Origin of the sequence: Duganella sp. Root198D2, from assembly GCF_001428585.1 — a bacterium.
In the GTDB taxonomy this organism is placed as follows: Bacteria; Pseudomonadota; Gammaproteobacteria; order Burkholderiales; family Burkholderiaceae_D; genus Rugamonas.
The window spans coordinates 133,936-152,408 of record NZ_LMIC01000034.1 but is presented as its reverse complement, the minus strand read 5'-3'; the positions used below and the strand labels follow the sequence as shown (position 1 = coordinate 152,408).

The following is an 18,473-nucleotide window of genomic DNA, read 5'->3' as shown; positions in this document are numbered from 1 at the left end:
AGCCGCCGTTTGCGCGCCGGCACCTGGGGGGCCATCCGCTCATTGCGTCCGACCAGCCTTCTGTCTTTCATTGCATGCCTCCCGCCAGGTCAAAGATCGGCAAATACATCAGCACCACGATCAGGCCGATAAAGCCACCCATGAACAGCATCAGCAAAGGCTCGATCAGCTTGGTGGCCATATCGACAAAGCGCGCCAGTTCGTCGTCATGGAAGGCGGCGGCGCGTTCCAGCATTTCGCCCAGCTTGCCGCTGCGCTCCCCCACCCGGATCAGGCGCAGGGCGACCGGCGTGGTAAGCCCGGCAACAGCCATGGTGTCGCCCAGCGGCTGCCCCTGTTTGAGCTGCCCCACCGCCTGCAGTAAAGCAGCGCGCAAGCTCGGATGCAGCAGGTCCGCCACGCGTTCGCACGAGGTAACCAGCGGAATGCCGCTGCATAGCAGCATCCCTGCCGCGCGGTAGAAGCGCGCCAATTGGAAAAGTTTCAGCTTGGTGCCAAGGCCCGGACTGCGCCATGCCCACTGCCCCAGGTGCGCGCGGGTAGCGGGCATGCGCAGCAGCATGACCAGGCCGACGATCGCGCCGGCCAGTGCCGCCAGCACCAGGCTGCCGTGCCGTTCGATGATGCCGCCGAAATCCAGCAGCAGGCGCGAAGCAAACGGCAGGTCGCTATGCAAGCCGTCGTAAATGCGCGAGAACTTGGGAACCAGGTAGCCAAGCAGGAAGGCGCACACGCCGCCCCCCGCCACCAGCAGCATGGCCGGATATGTGGCGGCGCTGACCAGCCGCTTGCGCAGCGCATCCACCTGCTCCTGGTAGCTGATGTACCGCCCTAACGCGCGATCCAGGTCGCCCGTGGTTTCGCTGGCGCGCACGCTGGCCACCAGCAGGTCCGGGAAGGTCGCGCCGCGTGCGGCCATCGCTTGTGACAGCGAATGGCCCTGGTACAGCGCATCGCGCAGGGCATCCAGCTCGGCCTTCATGTGCGGCCGCAGTTCCTTCTCGGCCAGCGCCTCGATCGCCTCGGTCAGCGCCAGTCCCGCCTCGAGCAAGGCCGCCAGTTCCTGTGCAAACAGCATCAGGTCGAAACGCGGGCCGCGCTGCCACGACGCGGCTTTGGCAGGCGCACCGCTCACGCCCAGCACTTTCAGACCGCGTGCGGCGGCCTGCGCGCGCGCCTCCTCCACCGAGGCGGCCGCCAGCGCCAGGCTCGCCATGCGGCCGGCCGGGTCCTGTGTGATCAAGCGATACAGCTGGGACATTCCGCGTTGCCTGGATCAGTGAACCAGGTCCGCATCGTCGCCGCTGCCGCCAGGACGTCCATCGCGCCCCATCGACATGATGTCGAACTCGCGCCCTTCGGCGCCCGGCTGGCGGTATTGGTAAGGATTGCCCCAGGGGTCGTTCGGCACGCCCTTGCGCATATAGGGGCCGCGCCAGTTCGGCTCATCCGACGGAGCAGTGTTCAGCGTCGCCAGTCCCTGCTCGCCACGCGGGTAGTGGCCGTTGTCAAGGCGATACGCCTCCACAGCCTTGGCTATGGCATCCATTTGGGCGCGCGCAGTGGTGACTTCGGATTTGCCCAGGTTCTTGAACAGGTTGGGACCGATAACGCCGACCAGCAGGCCAATGATGACCAGTGCAATCAGCAGTTCAAGCAAGGTGAAGCCGTGGAAACGGCGCTTTGACCGGCGCGCCGGCCGGTGGTGCAAGGTTACGTTCATTCTGTCAGCAGCAAATGGGTGGCAACAACCCGCCGCAAGCAGCGACGGGTGCCCATTGGAGCATTTCAGGAATTCGGCAACAAGCGAGGCACGCTAAACGCTTAGTTCAGCAGCCCTAAAGAATCCCGCAAAGACTGTACTACTTCTTCGGGTTGATGATTTGCTTCAGCAGCACGAAGACTTCATGGTGGATCGCCTGGTCGTTCGCCTTGAATTCGCGATCGGCCTTGATGTAGGCGGGCTTCTTCAACTCGGCCTGCTCGGCGGGCGTCGCCTTGGGCACGGTGGGATAGAGCTGCGCGCCGCTGTTGTAGATGTTGTCGAGCACCTTCTTGCCGTAGCTGGACTGGTAGAAGCGCGTCATCTCGCTCACGGTCTCCGGGCTGAGGAGGCGGGCCACAGGCGTTGCCAGCCCCGTGTAGATGGTTTCCGACGGCGTTGCGATCACCTTATCCATCACCTTCTTGCGCTCAGCTTCGGATGCATAGTGGCTCATGCCGGCGGTCATACGCATCATCTTTTCGGCTTGCATCTCCTGCAGAAGGTCGTGCGTTGCCGCGACCTGTTTGGCATCCGGGTTCGGGTTGCCTGCCTGGGCATTAGTCAAAAGCGAGGCGGCAAGCAAGACTGCGGAGATCAACTTCATATCGATTCCTTGTTGTTGAGTAAGAAAACAAAAAGCCCCGAGTTTCCTCGGGGCTTTTCGCTTGAATCTGGCGGAGACGGTGGGATTCGAACCCACGATACAGGTTTTGCCCGTATGCCTCCTTAGCAGGGAGGTGCCTTCGGCCACTCGGCCACGTCTCCTCGTTGATATGTTACTGCGTCAACGCGACCGCAATATTAAAGACCGAGACCGCTTTGGTCAAGGTAAATACTGCAGTTTTTTTGGAAATATTTACTCTTTTTCCAACTCGAACGCTTTGTGCAGCGCACGCACGGCCAACTCCATGTACTTCTCGTCGATCAGGACGGAAATCTTGATCTCGGAGGTGGAGATCATCATGATGTTGATGCCCTCTTCCGCCAGGGTCTTGAACATCTGGGAAGCCACGCCAACGTGCGAACGCATGCCCACGCCGACCACGGAGATCTTGGACACTTTAGCGTCGCCCACCAGGGTGTGGTGGCCGATTTCGCCTTTTTCGTTGTGCAGCACATCCATCGCCTTCTGGTAGTCGTTGCGCGACACGGTGAAGGTGAAGTCGGTCTTGCCGTCGACAGCCTGGTTCTGGATGATCATGTCGACTTCGACATTGGCTTCGGCCACCGGGCCCAGGATGTGGTAAGCGATACCTGGACGGTCTGGCACGCCCAGCACGGTGATTTTGGCTTCGTCGCGGTTGAAGGCGATGCCGGAGATGACTGCTTGTTCCATGTTTTGGTCTTCCTCAAACGAAATCAGGGTGCCCGAGCTGGCTTCTTCCGCCAGATCCATCAGCGGATCGGTCAGCGAGGACAGCACGCGGGTCGGTACGCGGTAGTTGCCGGCGAATTCCACCGAGCGGGTTTGCAGGACTTTGGAACCCAGCGAAGCCAGTTCCAGCATCTCTTCAAACGTGATCGCTTTCAGGCGGCGCGCTTCGGAAACCACGCGCGGGTCGGTGGTGTAGACGCCATCGACGTCGGTATAAATCAGGCATTCGGCCGCCTTCAGCGCGGCGGCAATCGCCACGGCCGAAGTATCGGAACCGCCGCGGCCCAGGGTGGCGATGTTGTCGTTCTCGTCAACGCCCTGGAAACCGGTAATGATCACAATGCGGCCCTTCTCCAGGTCTTCGCGCACGCGGTCGTCGTCGATCGACTGGATGCGGGCTTTGGTGAAGGCGGAGTCGGTTTTAATCGCTACTTGCCAGCCGGTGTAGGAAATGGCGTCCTTGCCGATCGCTTGCAGCGCCATCGACAGCAGGGCCACGGACACTTGCTCGCCGGTGGAGGCAAGCATGTCCAGTTCACGTGGGTCGGGCGGGTTCTGGATTTCCTTGGCCAGGGCAATCAGGCGGTTGGTTTCGCCGGACATTGCCGACGGTACTACGACCACCTGGTGTCCCGCGTCGTGCCATTTGGCGACGCGACGCGCGACGTTCTTGATGCGTTCCGTCGAGCCCATCGACGTGCCGCCGTACTTGTGAACGATTAAAGCCATGCTGATTTTTCCGCATTGATGTGATAAAGGGAGCCCTTTACTCTACATGCTGCGTTGCAAAATCTCAAGTCAAAAAGCTCATACACTCATACCTAATTGGCATAAGTTCATATGTCTAGACAGATGTCGGCAAAAATTATTTGGTTTCCCAGCGAAATACCAAACGATGCTCTGGACTGGAGCTCAGTTTGCGGCAATCCATGCCGATACCGGCGGCATACAGGATATCGCCGGGGATCGATACCATCGGCAGGTGCTCGCGCTCCCAGGCCGGGATGCCAAGGGTTTGGTAATGCTGTTTGAGGGTGCGGGTGGGGCGATTGCGGGCAGGCTTGAGCTTTTCGCCGCCTTTGCGCAGCTCGATCGTGAGCATCTGCTGGCGCAGCCAGTCCGGGTCGAGGCCGACCGGGGCCAGCTCGAAATGCAGCGTACCGCCAAATTCAGGGAAGTCGATACTGCCCTCCCCGTTCCAGCGGAAGGCTTCGCGCTGCTCGGCGTCAGCCTCGGCGCGGCGCGGAACCAGGTAAAGGCGGTCGCGGTGACGGCGCACTTCGCAGTCGGGATGGACAACCTTGAGGTTGGCGTCGTCGCGCGCGGTCAGGGCCTGCTCCTGCATCTCGGCCAGCCAGTTGGTAGACGGCAGGCGGATGCCGCGCTCGGCGAACCAGTGGCGCAGCAGGTTGGAGATGCGGTCGGCGCTGAGCATGCGTACGCGCGCCATATCCAGGCTGTCTTCACCGGCCAGGCAAGCGTGCAGGTCGTCGGCCGCCTGCTCGGTCAGCAGGCGCTGGGCTGCCTGGGCGTGGCGCGCACTGCGGGCAAAGCGCTCCTGGTAGCCCGGATAGGCTTGCGCCAGCTTGGGCATGATCTCGTGGCGCAGCGCATTGCGGGCGTAGCGCAGGTCTGCGTTCGACTCGTCTTCGATGTGGCTGATGGCGTGCTCGCGCACGTAGTCTTCCAGCTGCGCGCGGCTGACCTGCAATAGCGGGCGGGCCAGCAGCACTGCGCTGGTGCCGAGCAGGCCGGCGGCGCGGTTGGAGGCGTCCATGCCGGACAGGCCGGCAACACCGGAACCGCGCAGCAGCTGCAGCAGGATGGTTTCAGCCTGGTCGTCCAGGTGGTGGGCGGTGAGCAGCAGGTGCACGCCATGCTCGGTGCATAACGCGCCTAATGCTGCATAGCGGGCTTTGCGGGCTGAGGCTTCGCTGCGGTCGTCGAGGGTGACGCGGCGGCTGGCGAAGGTGATGTCCAGGCGTTCACATTCGGCACGCGCGTGGGCTTCCCAGGCGTCGGCGTTGGGGCTCAAGCCGTGGTGGATGTGGAAAGCGTAGACTTTTCGGTCGCTCGCGGCGGCAAGGTGCAACAGGGCGCTGCTGTCCAGGCCTCCGCTGTAAGCGATGGCGATGGGGCCTGGCGGGAGGTCGGCGAGGGATTGCTGGAGGATTTGCTGGGTGCGCATACTGAAACCGGTAAACCGGTGCCTGACCCTGCGGGTCAGACACCGCTTTGCCGGTTTTATTCGGAAGCAGTGGTCTCTTTGAACTTACCGTAGCTCATCAACTTCTCATGGCGAGCAGTCAGCAGGTCCTTGGTCTTGACGCCCTGGAACTGGCGCAGCGAATCCGCCAGCGCGCGTTTCAGCATCTTGGCCATTTCCTTCGGATCGCGGTGTGCGCCACCCAGCGGCTCGGTGATGATCTTGTCGACCAGGCCAATCGCCTTCAGGCGGTGCGCGGTCAGGCCCAGCGCTTCAGCGGCATCGGACGCGCGCTCGGAAGTCTTCCACAGGATCGAAGCGCAACCCTCAGGCGAAATCACCGAATAAGTCGCGTACTGCAGCATCAGCACGGTATCGCCGACTGCAATCGCCAGCGCGCCGCCGGAGCCGCCTTCGCCGATGATGGTCGCGATCAGCGGCACTTTCAGTTCCGCCATCACATACAGGTTATGGCCGATCGCTTCCGACTGGCCGCGCTCTTCCGCGTCGATGCCAGGGAATGCGCCAGGAGTATCAACGAAGGTGAAGATAGGCAGGTTGAACTTTTCCGCCAGCTTCATCAGGCGCATGGCCTTGCGGTAGCCTTCCGGCTTCGGCATGCCGAAGTTGCGCATGGCGCGCTCTTTGGTATCGCGGCCCTTCTGGTGACCGATGACCATGCAAGGCTGGCCATTAAAACGGGCAAAACCGCCAATGATGGACTGGTCATCCGCATAAGTGCGGTCGCCGTGCAGTTCGTGGAAGTCGGTGAAGATTTCGTTCACGTAGTCCATGGTGTATGGACGTTGCGGGTGGCGGGCGATCTGGGAAACCTGCCAAGGAGTCAGCTTGGCGTAAATATCTTTGGTCAGCTGTTGGCTCTTCTTGGCCAGGCGGTCGATTTCTTCGGAAATGTCGACGGCCGAATCGTCTTGTACGAAACGCAGCTCTTCAATCTTGGAATCCAGTTCCGCGATCGGTTGCTCAAAATTGAGGAAAGTCGTTTTAATCATTGTACCTCCAAGGTTTTTTGCTTCCCCGACAACATTGCCAATAACGGTTGCCGGTGAGAATTTGCGCTATTTTACCGGAACCGGATCAAGGCTACGCCATAAATACCATGTGGCGACCGTACGGAAGGGTTCCCAATTCGCCGAAACCTCGCGCGCATCGCTGCGCGACACGGGCTCCCCGGAAAAATAGTTCTGGCTGATCCCACTGATCAGCCGGCTGTCATCAAGCGGCAGCACGTTGGGTCGGAGCAAATTAAATATCAAAAACATCTCCGCTGTCCAGCGTGTAATACCGCGAATCTGAACCAGTTCGGAAATGACGGCTTCGTCATCCATCTGCGCCCATTGGGCGGCGTGGACCTTCTTATTCTTGAAATGGTCGGCCAGATCCAGGATGTATTCGGCCTTGCGCTTGGACAGGCCGCAGCCCGCCAGCGCTGCGGCGCCGACTTTTTGCACGGCTGCCGGGGTGAATTTGGGACAGGTCTCCAGCAGCTTGGCCCACGCCGCATTGGCGACCTGGGTCGTGACCTGCTGGTTGACGATGGCGCGCGCCAGGGTAATAAACGGATCGTCATGGCCGACCAGGTGCAGGTCACCGAATTGGGGAATCAGGCGGTTCATGATGCGATCGCGCTTCATGAGCTCTGCCTTGGCTTCCTCCCAATACGGCGGCACCGGGGCCTGATCCCCGTTTTCCCTGGATAGAACCATTACGCGCGGCGCCAGTTCGTGGTGCCGTCAGGCTTGTCTTCGAGGACGATGCCGGCTGCCAGCAGGTCGGCACGCACCTTGTCGGCAGTGGCGAAGTCGCGCGACTTCTTGGCAGCGGCGCGGCTGGCGATGGCGGCTTCGATTGCCGCTTCGTCCATGCCCTCGCCTTGCGCGCCTTTCGGAGCGGCCTTGCGGTATTCCTCAGGGCTGCGCTCCAGCAGGCCCAGTACGGCGGCCAGGCCTTTCAGTTGGCGCACGGCGGCTGGCGACTTGGTCTTGTTCACTTCCGAAGCCAGGTCGAACAACACCGACACCGCGATAGGGGTGTTGAAGTCATCGTCCATCGCTTCGGCGAAGCGCTTGGCATTGTCTTCGTTCCAGTCCAGCGGCTGGCCGTCGCCTTCCACGCCATCCAGCGCGGTGTACAAGCGGGTCAGCGCACCGCGCGCGTCATCCAGGTGCACGTCCGAATAGTTCAGCGGGCTGCGGTAGTGGGCGCGCAGGATGAAGAAGCGCACAACTTCCGCGTCAAACATCTTCAGCACTTCGCGGATGGTGAAGAAATTGCCCAGCGATTTGGACATCTTCTCGCCGTCCACGCGCACGAAGCCGTTATGGACCCAGTAGTTGGCCAGCGTCTTGCCGGAAGCACCTTCCGACTGCGCGATTTCGTTCTCGTGGTGCGGGAACTGCAGGTCAGCGCCGCCACCATGGATGTCGAAAGTCTCGCCCAGCAGGGAGCACGACATCGCCGAGCACTCGATGTGCCAACCCGGACGGCCCTTGCCCCACTTGGAATCCCACTTCACTTCTTCCGGTTCGGATTCCTTGGCAGCCTTCCACAGCACGAAGTCCAGCGGATCGCGCTTGCCGGTGTTAACGTCCACGCGCTCACCGGCGCGCAGGTCATCCAGCGACTTGCCCGACAGCTTGCCATAGCCTTCAAACTGGCGCACGGCATAGTTAACGTCGCCGTCAGCAGCCTTGTAAGCCAGGTCTTTGGCTTCCAGCTTCTCGATAATGCCCAGCATCTGCGGCACGTATTGGGTTGCCTTCGGCACATCGGTCGGATCCAGGATGCCCAGCGCCTCGCAATCCTCGTCCATGAACTTGATGAAGCGCCCGGTCAGCTGGCCAATGGTTTCGCCATTCTCGACCGCGCGCTTGATGATCTTGTCATCGATGTCCGTGATATTGCGCGCATAGCGCACGTCGTAGCCCGACGCCTTCAGCCAGCGATAGATGACATCAAACGCCATCAGCATGCGGCCATGGCCCACGTGGCAGTAGTCGTAAACGGTCATGCCACAGACATACATCCGGACCTTGCCCGCATCAATGGGTTTGAACGACTGCTTTTCGCGTACCAGCGTGTTGAAGATCTTTAAATTGCTCATCGGACTCGAAGTAAACGGGTCACTGGCGCGAACGCCTGGGGCGTCGCACCGGTGCTCGGTGTGTACCAGGGGGATGTTTGGTCCCTTTGTTATAGTTCTACTTTGTTAGAATGGAACGTCTGGCGAAGTATAGCATTGAAAAATTCGCGCACGCGAGTCGCAGTTCTTATAAAGGAAACAAGAATGCAGAAGAAATGGATTGCCCTGCTGGCCGGCCTGCTGATTGGCAGCGCCGCGGCAGCTGCCGACAACCCGCAAGTGTCGATCAAGACCAACCTTGGCGAAATCATCGTCGAACTGGACCAGGAAAAGGCCCCGATCTCGAGCGCCAACTTCCTCGCCTATGTAAAGAGCGGCTTCTACAAAGACACCATTTTCCACCGTGTGATCAACGGCTTCATGGTACAGGGCGGCGGCTATACGGCCGACCTGAAGTCCAAACAACCGCTGCGCCCCGACATCAAGAGCGAAGAAAAGAACGGCCTGTCCAACCTCGCCTACACCATCTCGATGGCGCGCCACGATTCGCCGAATTCCGCCAATTCGCAATGGTTCATCAACGTGGTCGACAATATCGGCCTGGACTACCCGAACATGAAAGGCCACGGCTATGCCGTCTTCGGTAAAGTCATCCAGGGCAAAGAGACCGTCGACAAGATCAAAGTGCTGCTGGTGGATGACAAGCCAGGTTTCCAGAACATCCCGGTTCGCCCGGTCGTGATCAAATCGGCCATCGTCCTGAAAAACCGCATCGTCCCGCCGGCCCCACCGGCCCCACCGCCAGTTGTCGAACCTGCACCAGCCCAAGAACCTGCCCCGGTCCAGGAGCCCACTCCTGTTCCGCAGCAGGAGCCTGTAAAATAACGCTTTTTTAGAAACACCAAAGGACAATAAGATGACCACCATCACCATCACCACCAACAAAGGCACCATCGTTGCCGAGCTGGACGCTGAAAAGGCACCGAAGACCGTCGAGAACTTCCTGACCTACATGAAGGCCGGCCACTACAACAACACCATCTTCCACCGCGTGATCGACGGTTTCATGATCCAGGGCGGCGGTTTCGAGCCAGGCATGAAGCAGAAGCCAGCTGACCAGACCGTGGAAAACGAAGCCAAGAACGGCCTGAAAAACGAGCCATACACCCTGGCCATGGCACGTACCTCGGCACCGCACTCCGCATCCGCACAGTTCTTCATTAACGTGAAGAACAACTCCTTCCTGGACTACCCAGGCCAGGACGGCTGGGGCTATGCCGTGTTCGGCAAAGTTACCCAGGGCACCGAAGTGGTTGACGCCATCAAAGGCGTGAAGACCACCCGTTCCGGCATGTTCTCCGACGTGCCAGCGGAAGACATCATCATTGAAAAGATCGAAGCGGCTTAATTTGATTCTCTTCGTATCAGACCTGCATTTGCAGCCGGCGCGTCCGGTGCTGACGGAAGCGTTCCTGCGCTTCCTCGACGAACACGCGCTGGGTGCAAAGCAGCTCTACCTGCTGGGCGATATCTTTGAATATTGGGCGGGTGACGATGACCTGCCGGACCCGTTCCACCAGCAGATCGTGACCGCCCTGCGCCGCGTCAGCGACGCGGGCGTACAGCTATTCTGGATCGCGGGCAACCGCGACTTCCTGGTCGGCGAAGCCTTCGCCGCCGCAGCGGGCCTGACCCTGCTGCCCGAAACCTGGGTGATCGACGTCTACGGCCAGCGCATCGTGCTGGTGCACGGCGACGCCCAATGTACCCAAGACATGAAATACATGGCGTTCCGCGCGCAAGTGCGCCAGCCCGCGTGGCAGCAGCAATTCCTGTCCATGCCGCTCGCCCAGCGCAAGCAGATCATTGCCGGCCTGCGCGAGCAGAGCAAGCAAGGTCACGCCGAGAAGTCCTACGAAATCATGGATGTAACGCCCGAAGCGATCGCCGACGTGTTCGCCCAAACCGGCACCACGATCATGATCCACGGCCACACCCACCGCCCCGCCCTGCACGAAGTCGCCGGCACCCACCGCTACGTGCTGCCGGACTGGGAACCAGAATCCACGCCCCCACGCGGCGGCTGGATCAGCATCGCCGACAACGGCGCCATCACCCGCCACACGCTCGACGGCACCGCAATCTAAACTCGCGGCCAAAAGTCGGTGCCAGGTCTGTCATTCGGACAGCTAGCGCAAACATTTGATCTTTCTCAATACGCGAAAGATGGCAGATTTGCGTATTGAGAAAGATCAAAGGGCGTTGGCGCGTGTCCAAATGACAGACCTGGCACCGAATCTTGGCACCGAATCTAGACGCCCACGCGCTCAGACCAGTGAGACGTGGCATCCCACATGGTGGAGTCCTTCCACCTGCAATCCACAATCGTCATCGATAGGCCATTCGACGGAGGACATCACCTTCCCCCAGTTATACACATTCCCTCCACCGTCACGATAGACCCAATGCACCAATTTGTTCTGGCTGCTCATGATCCCCAGGAGGCCTTGCCCGCCCGGATCGGCATCGCTGGTGAGGGTTGCCGTTGGTATACCGCATATTTCCTGCACATACAGGGTCAACGCTTCCGGCGTCAACGCGCATTGGAAATCATTGCTCTCTCCAATTAAGCGCTTGCTACGCACGGCCAAGTCAGCCATCTGGATATATCCTTCAACGCCAAGATGCATCAGAGGCGATTTGAGTTCCTTGTTCAACACTTCGAGTCCCGGGATCAAGTCAGCCCGGAACGCGCGCACGTATTTCAGGAACGTCAGCACCTCGACCAGCAACCCCAGCTGGATGGTGCGCGGTGTTTTCGTGTCAATCTGGTTCTGCAAGCGGACGTCCGTGGTGTACAGGTGGCTCAGGGCAGAGGTGAAACCGCATATTCCCCAAGTCCCGTTATACCTGCTGATGCTTTCGCGCGGCATGATGCCTCCTGTCCATGAGATTGCGATGTCCGGAACCTGATTCCGGCGCACCGAGTTCATTCGACACTTCACGACAGTCTAGCGGGCATATCCAGGCGGGCAAGTAACACGGAGTATCGCATCACGTAACAAGGACCGGCAAAGTGCAACGATCCATGGCGCCAGAATCGATTGCGGCAACGACGCCCCACCCCTCTTGCATTTGAAGTTCTATGCCAGTCTTTTCCACCATGGCTTCTTCACGGCTGTGAAAGCCATGAGTGGGACCGAGTCCGGGTCCAATGACTCCGAGTCGAGGTTACCTTCCAACTGGTAGCCGAACAAGTTTTCAAGCGCAGCCTCTCCCATTTCCAACGGATGGAACGAAAGCGGGTAATTGCTGGAATTATCCCCAGGATCACCCACTGGCCGCTCACCCGACCAGAACGGCGCTTCGACGAGGCGCGACACCAGCGCAGCACTGGCCTCGCGGTCCAGCTTCAGCCGTGAGCGCAGCCGGTCGATCGGATCACCATCGGCATACATCAACAATCACGTTTTTGCGCCCATCCTTGGCCCTCCACTATCTCACTGAATTCATTGCCAACCCTGGCTTCATCACTTCGTGACGCGACGACATTCATCCCCTGATGGCTTACCTTTTTCGAAACCGCACAACTTCGGCTTTGCCTATGCGGGATACACGACGCAACTCCAGGCCACCTTGCCCTCTATAATGGTCGGCTCCTCAATCAAGAGCACACCGTACTTTTCGCTCTGAACGATGATGGCGCCAGTGGCGGTGATCCATCCATAGTCGGGTACTGCATTCGTCTTGGTCCCGTCATCAGCCCATACCAAAGGGCCGGCAATCGCTACCTTTTTGTCGCCTAACAATGCCTTGGCAATTGCTTTACGTTGCTGCTGCAATCCCCCATCGATCATGAGTACATAGCCGCGCGGCGTAATCTCATCCTGATGACTGCAAGCCTCTACAAAAATGGTGGCAGTAGTAAGGAGCAGCGTTTTCCACCACCTCATCAAATTTCCATCCTTTCATTGAACTGAACCTTCATCATCGGACACGACACCCAAAGGGTCTCCGGCGTCAGTGGTATGCGGGTAGCCGACGCTTACGACCGCATCCAGCCCGACCAAAAATCTGTAGCCATCAGGCCCATCCCGGCTCAGCTCACGATAATGCTTGTCTCCAACTAACTGTGGTCCATACGGCGCCAGCTTATGCCCCATCGAATTAAGATGATCAATGACAGATCGCATCGATGCAGCAAGCGCAGGTTCAAGGTGTTCGAGAATGGCAGTCCTTAATTGCTTGGAAAGCTCTCTAGCCTCCGGCGTTCCAACGCCGGCTTTCGCAAATGCTTCCGCCGAAAATCTTTGTTCAATCATTGCTAACTCCAAGGTCAATCACGCGATGTTAGCACCGCCCAATCCCCTGTTACCTACAATCAATTGATTAATTTGCAACGCCACTCGCTTGACATCATTGCGACAACTGTCGCATACTGTCGCACATCGTCACAAACTTCGTAAGTCCATGCTGATTCCATCTACTCCCGAACTCTGCGTCCTGAAAGCTCTCTGGCGCCAGGCGCCTCTAAGCGCACGCGAAATCCACGAGTCGGTGGAGGATGAACTGGCATGGTCGTTCTCGTCCACGCGCAAGACAGTCGAGCGCATGATGGAGAAACAAATGATTGTGCAGCACGTCCGCCATGGCGTGCAGGTCTATGAGGCCTTGCTGGATAAAGTTGAAACCCTGGCCGCTTACGCCCGCGATTTCGGCACGCGCATCATGGAGCTGGACACCCCGCTGCCGGTGAACATGTTCGCCGGCAGTAAGCTGGTGGATGCCAGCGAACTGGCACAGCTCGAGCAAATGCTGTCCGACTGGCCCGATGAGGACGACGTAAAGTGAGCGACTTCGACTTGCTGTTGATGCGCTTCCTGTTGGCGAGCCTTGGCTGCTTTGCCGCGGGCTTCAGCGTGTGGGCTCTAAGCGCCCTGCTCCGGCGCTTTTTGCCCGCTCTGGCAGCGCAACGATCCCTATGGCTGCTTGGCCAGTTGGCCGTGCTGGCGACTTTTACATTGATGCTGCTGCCGCACAGCGAACGTGTGCGCCTGATTCCTCCACTTGAAGCGGCCACTGAAACGGTCACCCACTATATTGCGGCGCCAAAGGCCCCGGCCCTGCCTATTACAACTGCCGAAGAGGCGCGCGATGCAGGTGATTCTGCCGGTTCGCGTGTCTGGATGCTGCATGGCGCGCAATTGTGGCTGTGCGTGTACCTGCTCGGGCTGGCCTGGTCGACAGCCACCGTTTGGCGCGCGCAGCGCATGCTGAATCGCCTGGCGCAAACCGGCGATGTTGCGAGCGCTGGCGATGCCGACATCATTGAAGTGGATGCGCCGATTTCTCCGATGCTGCATGGCCTTTTCCGCCCTCGCCTGCTGCTGCCGCGCCATTTGGTCGGTTTCGATAAGCTGCAGCGCGAAATGATTGTCGAACATGAGATGACCCACCTGCGCCGCCATGACCTGCATTGGATGGCCGCCGGCATGCTGCTGCAAACGCTGTTGTGGTTCAATCCCTTCATGCGCCTGCTGCGCGCCAACCTGACCTGGGCGCAGGAACTTGGCTGCGATCGCGACGTGCTGCGTGGGCGCCCGGCATCGCAGCGCAAAGCCTATGCAGCCGCGCTGTTGGCTCAGCTCAAGCTGCAGCATCTTACACCGCAAGGCGCGCTGGCATTTGGCAGCATCGATGCGAACACGCTGACGGAGCGCGTGTCGCTGATCCGAACGCCTGCCAATTCGCGCCGCGCAATGTGGGCGCGTGCTGCGACAGCTGCGGCGCTGCTCGCTATCGTCGGCGGCAATTTCGCGCTGCAACCGGCATTGGCATGGAGCGTTTCGCCTTCTGCGCAATCGGTCGCAGCACTGAATTGCACGACCTTTGTCGATGCCGCCAGCGGCAAGCCGCTGCTGCGCGAAGGCGATTGCACTGCGCGCATTACACCGGTATCGACCTTCAACATTGCCGTCAGCCTGATGGGCTTTGACAGCGGCTTCCTGAAAGACCAGCATGCGCCGCTGCTGCCTTATCGGGAGAGCTATCAGGCCTGGAACAAGCAGTGGCGCCGCGATATGGATCCGAGCCAGTGGATCAGCTATTCGGCCGTCTGGTACGCCCAGCAGGTGACGCAGCATATTGGCCGCGAGCGATTCGAGCGTTATGTGCAGGGCTTCGGCTACGGTAACCGCGACATCGGCGGAGACAAGAGCAAAGACAACGGCCTGACCTGGTCGTGGGTCGGTTCTTCGATGCAGATTTCGCCCGACGAGCAGACAACCTTCCTGCGCCGGCTGGTGCGCAAAGAGCTCCCGGTTTCGCTGTATGCGCACGAGCAGACCGCGCAACTGCTGAAAGTGAAAGACCTGCCGAACGGATGGCAAGTCTTCGGCAAAACCGGTACCGGTGCCCCCGTCGGCCCGGACGGCAAGGACGACTACTCCCGGTCCTACGGCTGGTTCGTAGGCTGGGCGACCAATGGCCAGCGCACCATCGTGTTCGCGCGCCTGGCCCAGGACGAGACTTTGATCGAAGGTGCTGCGGGCCCGCGCACCAAAGAAGCCTTCCTGCGCGAACTCCCCGCGCAACTCGCAAAACTCTAAACCGAGAAAAAAAATGAAACGCAAAATCTTCGCCCTGCTTGCAGGGCTGGGCCTCCCTTTGCTCGCGTATTCTGCAGAGCATTGCCTGGCTATGGCCGATGCGGCCAGCGGCAAGTGGCTGGCGCACGATGGCGTGTGCGATAAACGCCTGCCGCCGATGTCGACCTTCAAGCTGCCGCTCGCGCTGATGGGCTACGATGCGGGCGTGCTGTGGGACGAGCATGCCCCCGTGCTCCCCTTCAAGCAAGGCTACGTGGATTGGCGTCCCGTATGGCGGCAATCGCACGATCCGAGTTCGTGGATGAAGGAGTCGGTCGTCTGGTATTCCCAGCAAGTCACGCTGCAACTGGGCGAGGAGCGCTTCGCAAGCTACGTCAAGCGTTTCGACTATGGCAATGCGGATGTCAGCGGAGATCCAGGCAAGAACAACGGCCTGTCGGAATCCTGGCTCGGCTCTTCGCTGCGCATTTCGCCGGACGAGCAAATCGCTTTCCTGCGTCGAGTCGTCAACCGCGGCCTGGACGTCAAACCGAATGCTTACGACATGGCTCGAACGCTGGTCAAATGGCCCGAGCAAGTCGGCGGCTGGCAGGTCTTCGGCAAGACCGGCAGCGGCAGCGATGGCGGCCGAGAGCTGGGCTGGTATGTAGGCTGGCTTGAACGCGGCGGCCAGCGCGTCGTCTTCGCCCAGGTCGGCGATGGTAATGGCATGGAGGTGCGCGAGAGCTTCCTGCGCGGGCTGAAAGTGCGCTCCGCTGTTGATGGCGCGATTCGTCCGTTGATGGCAGAGCATGGGATGCCCGGTATGGCGGTCGCCGTCACGCTGGACGGCAAGCCCTACTACTTCAACTACGGCATCGCCTCGCGCGAAACCAATGCGCCTGTCAGCGAGAACACACTGTTCGAAATCGGCTCGGTCAGCAAGGCCATGACCGCCACCCTGGCCACCTGGGCGCAGGCGCAAGGCAAGCTGTCGCTGGACGCACATCCTTCGCGCTACCTGCCGCAACTCAAAGGCAGCGAAATCGACAAAGCCACCCTGCTCCATCTCGGTACCTACACTGCCGGCGGGCTTAAGCTGCAATTCCCTGACGATGTACGCGAGGGCCGGGAAATGGCCTTCTTCCGCGCATGGAAGGCGGACGCAGCGCCGGGTGCCAAACGCCGTTACTCGAACCCCAGCATTGGCTTGCTTGGACACGCCGCCGCAGCTGCGCTACGAAAGGATTTCGCGACTGCGATGGTGTCCGAGATCTTCCCCCGCTTCGGCATGAACAACACCTACGAAGATGTGCCGGAGCACGCGATGGCGAACTACGCCTGGGGCTACAAGGGCGACCTGCAAGTCCGTGTGAATCCCGGCCCCTTTGACGCAGAGGCTTACGGCGTCAAAACCAGCAGCGCAGACCTGCTGCGCTTCGTGCAGGCGAATATCGATCCGGGCCGCCTGGAGCCGTCCATGCGACGCGCCGTCGCGGCAACCCACGTGCCTTATTTTGAAGCCGGCCCACTGGTACAAGGCCTTGGCTGGGAACAGTACCCCTATCCTGTCTCACTGGAGCGCCTGCAAAGCGGCAGCGCCCCGTCGATGACTCGCGAACTGGTTGCGGCCAAACGGCTCGACGCGCGCGGCGCGGCAGGCGGCGCCACCCTGTTCCACAAAACCGGCTCCACGGGAGGCTTCGGCGCCTATGCGGTTTTCGTGCCGAAAAAGAAGATCGGCATTGTCATGTTGGCAAATTCCACCTATCCGAACGAGGACCGCATCAAGGCGGCCTACACGATTCTCCAGCAATTGGCGCCATAGGGTGTGGCGCGGGGTCTTCTCACGGCTTGATCTAGATCAAAAATAACTGACTTGCATTGAGAATACGCAGTTCTTTCCAAATTTTTGACCTGCGTCAATTCAATAACATGCATGTAAAACATAAGATTTGCTTGTCAAACGGCGCAATCCCGTGCCGGACAAACCTGTGAGAAGAAAATGAAACCGACCCTGATGTCCAAAGCCATCGCTGCACTGGTGATCGGCGCAGCAACCTTGGCGCCAGCTTATGCACAACATGGCCAGCACGGCGGCAGCACTGCAGTCCAATATCGTCCCGACGTGACCTTTACCCTGCACACCGATATCGCAGACGGTAAGCTGGTTTTCGTCAGCGACGCCGGCGAATCCAAGGGCAAGGCCAATCCGACCTTGCGCGTGCCGGAAGGTGCTGTGGTGCAGATCAACCTGGTCAACGGCGATGGCGCAACCCACGACATCTCGGTGCCTGACTTCAAAGTCAAGTCGAACCAGCTGAAAGACAAAGGCGCATCGACCGCCATCGTGTTCAAGGCTGACAAGAAAGGCGAATTCACTTACATCTGCTCCCTGCCAGGCCACGTGGCTGCAGGCATGATCGGCAAGATCATCGTTGGCGAAGGCGAACTCAAAGCAGCACCAAAAGGTGCCGACGTTTCGCGCAGCCCAGCGGAAGTGGGCACGCCTGTCGGCAAACGCGGCCCGCAAACTGTCAACGTGAAGCTGGACACCACCGAGGTGCTCGGCCAGATGATGGATGGCACCACCTACAAATACTGGACCTTCAACAGCAAGGTTCCAGGCCCGTTCATCCGCGTCCGTGTGGGCGATACCGTGAATGTCGACATGTCCAACGCCAAGGACAGCCATATGATCCACTCGGTCGACTTCCATGCCGTGACCGGACCAGGCGGCGGCGCTGCGGTGACACAGGCGGCTCCAGGCAGCACCAAGAGCTTCACCTTCAAGGCCCTCAACCCGGGCCTGTACGTGTACCACTGCGCTACCCCGATGGTGGCCCAGCACATCTCCAACGGCATGTACGGCATGATCCTGGTGGAACCGGAAGGCGGCCTGCCGAAGGTCGACAAGGAGTTCTACGTGATGCAGGGCGAGCTGTACACCGCGCAGAAACACGGCACTCCAGGTGAAGCCGAATTCTCGCTGGACAAACTGCTGGCCGAACAACCGGAACACCTGATGTTCAACGGCACCCACGATGCGTTGACCAAAACCCACCGCATGGAAGCCAAGGTCGGCGAAACCGTCCGCATCTTCTTCGGTGTCGGCGGTCCTAACGCAACCTCCAGCTTCCACGTGATCGGTGAAGTGTTCGACCGCGTCTACAACCTGGGCGACCTGACTTCGCCTCCGCTGCAAAACGTGCAGACCACGACCGTGGCTCCCGGCGGCGCAACGATGGTCGAGTTCAAGACCGAGGTGCCAGGACGCTTCATCCTGGTCGACCACGCCCTGTCGCGGATGGAGAAAGGCCTGGTCGGCTTCCTCTACGTGACCGGCAAGGAGAATCCGGAAGTCTTCCGGACCAGCAGCAAGCCTGACGGTGACTCGGGCCACTGATCTTCAGGATTAGAACCGACATTACCTTAAC

General features: G+C 59.9%; 19 protein-coding genes and 1 tRNA gene. 7 read left to right on the top strand and 13 right to left on the bottom strand.

The genetic code is table 11. The features are described 5' to 3' along the window. Positions 1-67 precede the first annotated feature (67 nt). The 9 genes from ASE26_RS20820 to cysS form a co-directional block, all read right to left on the bottom strand. A complete protein-coding gene (locus ASE26_RS20820) occupies positions 68-1,261 on the bottom strand; it encodes a type II secretion system F family protein (RefSeq protein ID WP_057246861.1) in 1,194 nt (397 codons plus the stop codon). 15 nt (positions 1,262-1,276) lie between these two features. After that, positions 1,277-1,723, bottom strand: a complete 447-nt coding sequence (gene gspG / locus ASE26_RS20815; protein ID WP_055925730.1) for a type II secretion system major pseudopilin GspG — start codon at positions 1,721-1,723, stop codon at positions 1,277-1,279. A gap of 139 nt (positions 1,724-1,862) precedes the next feature. Further along, positions 1,863-2,369: a hypothetical protein gene (locus tag ASE26_RS20810; protein WP_055925727.1), complete on the bottom strand. Its 507-nt coding sequence runs from the start codon at positions 2,367-2,369 to the stop codon at positions 1,863-1,865. A 68-nt stretch (positions 2,370-2,437) separates the two neighbouring features. Continuing rightward, positions 2,438-2,530, bottom strand: a tRNA-Ser gene (locus tag ASE26_RS20805). 91 nt (positions 2,531-2,621) lie between these two features. Beyond that, complete coding sequence (locus ASE26_RS20800) at positions 2,622-3,869, bottom strand: aspartate kinase (protein ID WP_055925725.1); 1,248 nt, start codon at positions 3,867-3,869, stop codon at positions 2,622-2,624. A gap of 136 nt (positions 3,870-4,005) precedes the next feature. Next, positions 4,006-5,328, bottom strand: a complete 1,323-nt coding sequence (gene tilS / locus ASE26_RS20795; protein WP_055925722.1) for a tRNA lysidine(34) synthetase TilS — start codon at positions 5,326-5,328, stop codon at positions 4,006-4,008. 56 nt (positions 5,329-5,384) lie between these two features. Beyond that, positions 5,385-6,359, bottom strand: a complete 975-nt coding sequence (locus ASE26_RS20790) for an acetyl-CoA carboxylase carboxyltransferase subunit alpha (protein WP_055925719.1) — start codon at positions 6,357-6,359, stop codon at positions 5,385-5,387. A 66-nt stretch (positions 6,360-6,425) separates the two neighbouring features. Beyond that, the gene (locus ASE26_RS20785) at positions 6,426-7,073 is read right to left on the bottom strand and encodes a DNA-3-methyladenine glycosylase (protein ID WP_055925716.1); all 648 of its coding nucleotides are present in this window, start codon (positions 7,071-7,073) and stop codon (positions 6,426-6,428) included. After that, positions 7,073-8,470 (bottom strand): cysteine--tRNA ligase, encoded by a 1,398-nt coding sequence (cysS, locus tag ASE26_RS20780; RefSeq protein ID WP_057246860.1) that lies wholly within the window; start codon positions 8,468-8,470, stop codon positions 7,073-7,075. The genes ASE26_RS20785 and cysS overlap by 1 nt, the downstream gene beginning before the upstream one ends. 183 nt (positions 8,471-8,653) lie before the next feature. Between cysS and ASE26_RS20775 the strand changes: the two genes are divergently transcribed. The 3 genes from ASE26_RS20775 to ASE26_RS20765 are packed head-to-tail and all read left to right on the top strand — an operon-like array spanning position 8,654 to position 10,596. Continuing rightward, complete coding sequence (locus tag ASE26_RS20775; protein ID WP_082591433.1) at positions 8,654-9,334, top strand: peptidylprolyl isomerase; 681 nt, start codon at positions 8,654-8,656, stop codon at positions 9,332-9,334. A 31-nt stretch (positions 9,335-9,365) separates the two neighbouring features. Next, positions 9,366-9,857, top strand: a complete 492-nt coding sequence (locus ASE26_RS20770; protein ID WP_055925711.1) for a peptidylprolyl isomerase — start codon at positions 9,366-9,368, stop codon at positions 9,855-9,857. A gap of 1 nt (position 9,858) precedes the next feature. Beyond that, the gene (locus ASE26_RS20765) at positions 9,859-10,596 is read left to right on the top strand and encodes a UDP-2,3-diacylglucosamine diphosphatase (RefSeq protein ID WP_229208192.1); all 738 of its coding nucleotides are present in this window, start codon (positions 9,859-9,861) and stop codon (positions 10,594-10,596) included. A 180-nt stretch (positions 10,597-10,776) separates the two neighbouring features. On the opposite strand, the gene ASE26_RS20760 is transcribed toward ASE26_RS20765, so the two are convergent. From ASE26_RS20760 to ASE26_RS30815, 4 genes are all read right to left on the bottom strand, one after another. Beyond that, on the bottom strand, positions 10,777-11,382 hold the full coding sequence (locus tag ASE26_RS20760) for a hypothetical protein (protein WP_156409977.1): 606 nt from the start codon (positions 11,380-11,382) through the stop codon (positions 10,777-10,779). A 210-nt stretch (positions 11,383-11,592) separates the two neighbouring features. Beyond that, positions 11,593-11,907, bottom strand: coding sequence for a hypothetical protein (locus ASE26_RS20755; protein ID WP_057246857.1), 315 nt, complete (start codon positions 11,905-11,907; stop codon positions 11,593-11,595). Between the two features lie 144 nt (positions 11,908-12,051). Next, positions 12,052-12,402 (bottom strand): hypothetical protein, encoded by a 351-nt coding sequence (locus ASE26_RS20750; RefSeq protein WP_057246856.1) that lies wholly within the window; start codon positions 12,400-12,402, stop codon positions 12,052-12,054. A gap of 15 nt (positions 12,403-12,417) precedes the next feature. Continuing rightward, positions 12,418-12,771, bottom strand: a complete 354-nt coding sequence (locus ASE26_RS30815; RefSeq protein ID WP_156397860.1) for a hypothetical protein — start codon at positions 12,769-12,771, stop codon at positions 12,418-12,420. A gap of 148 nt (positions 12,772-12,919) precedes the next feature. Between ASE26_RS30815 and ASE26_RS20745 the strand changes: the two genes are divergently transcribed. The 4 genes from ASE26_RS20745 to nirK all read left to right on the top strand — a co-directional run bounded on the left by ASE26_RS20745 (position 12,920) and on the right by nirK (position 18,442). Next, positions 12,920-13,300 (top strand): BlaI/MecI/CopY family transcriptional regulator, encoded by a 381-nt coding sequence (locus ASE26_RS20745; protein ID WP_055925697.1) that lies wholly within the window; start codon positions 12,920-12,922, stop codon positions 13,298-13,300. Next, positions 13,297-15,057, top strand: coding sequence for a class D beta-lactamase (gene blaOXA, locus ASE26_RS30165; protein ID WP_156409976.1), 1,761 nt, complete (start codon positions 13,297-13,299; stop codon positions 15,055-15,057). The genes ASE26_RS20745 and blaOXA overlap by 4 nt, the downstream gene beginning before the upstream one ends. A 13-nt stretch (positions 15,058-15,070) precedes the next feature. Further along, complete coding sequence (ampC, locus tag ASE26_RS30160) at positions 15,071-16,864, top strand: class C beta-lactamase (RefSeq protein ID WP_082591432.1); 1,794 nt, start codon at positions 15,071-15,073, stop codon at positions 16,862-16,864. A gap of 177 nt (positions 16,865-17,041) precedes the next feature. After that, complete coding sequence (nirK, locus tag ASE26_RS20730; RefSeq protein WP_082507115.1) at positions 17,042-18,442, top strand: copper-containing nitrite reductase; 1,401 nt, start codon at positions 17,042-17,044, stop codon at positions 18,440-18,442. The last annotated feature ends 31 nt before the right edge of the window (positions 18,443-18,473 follow it).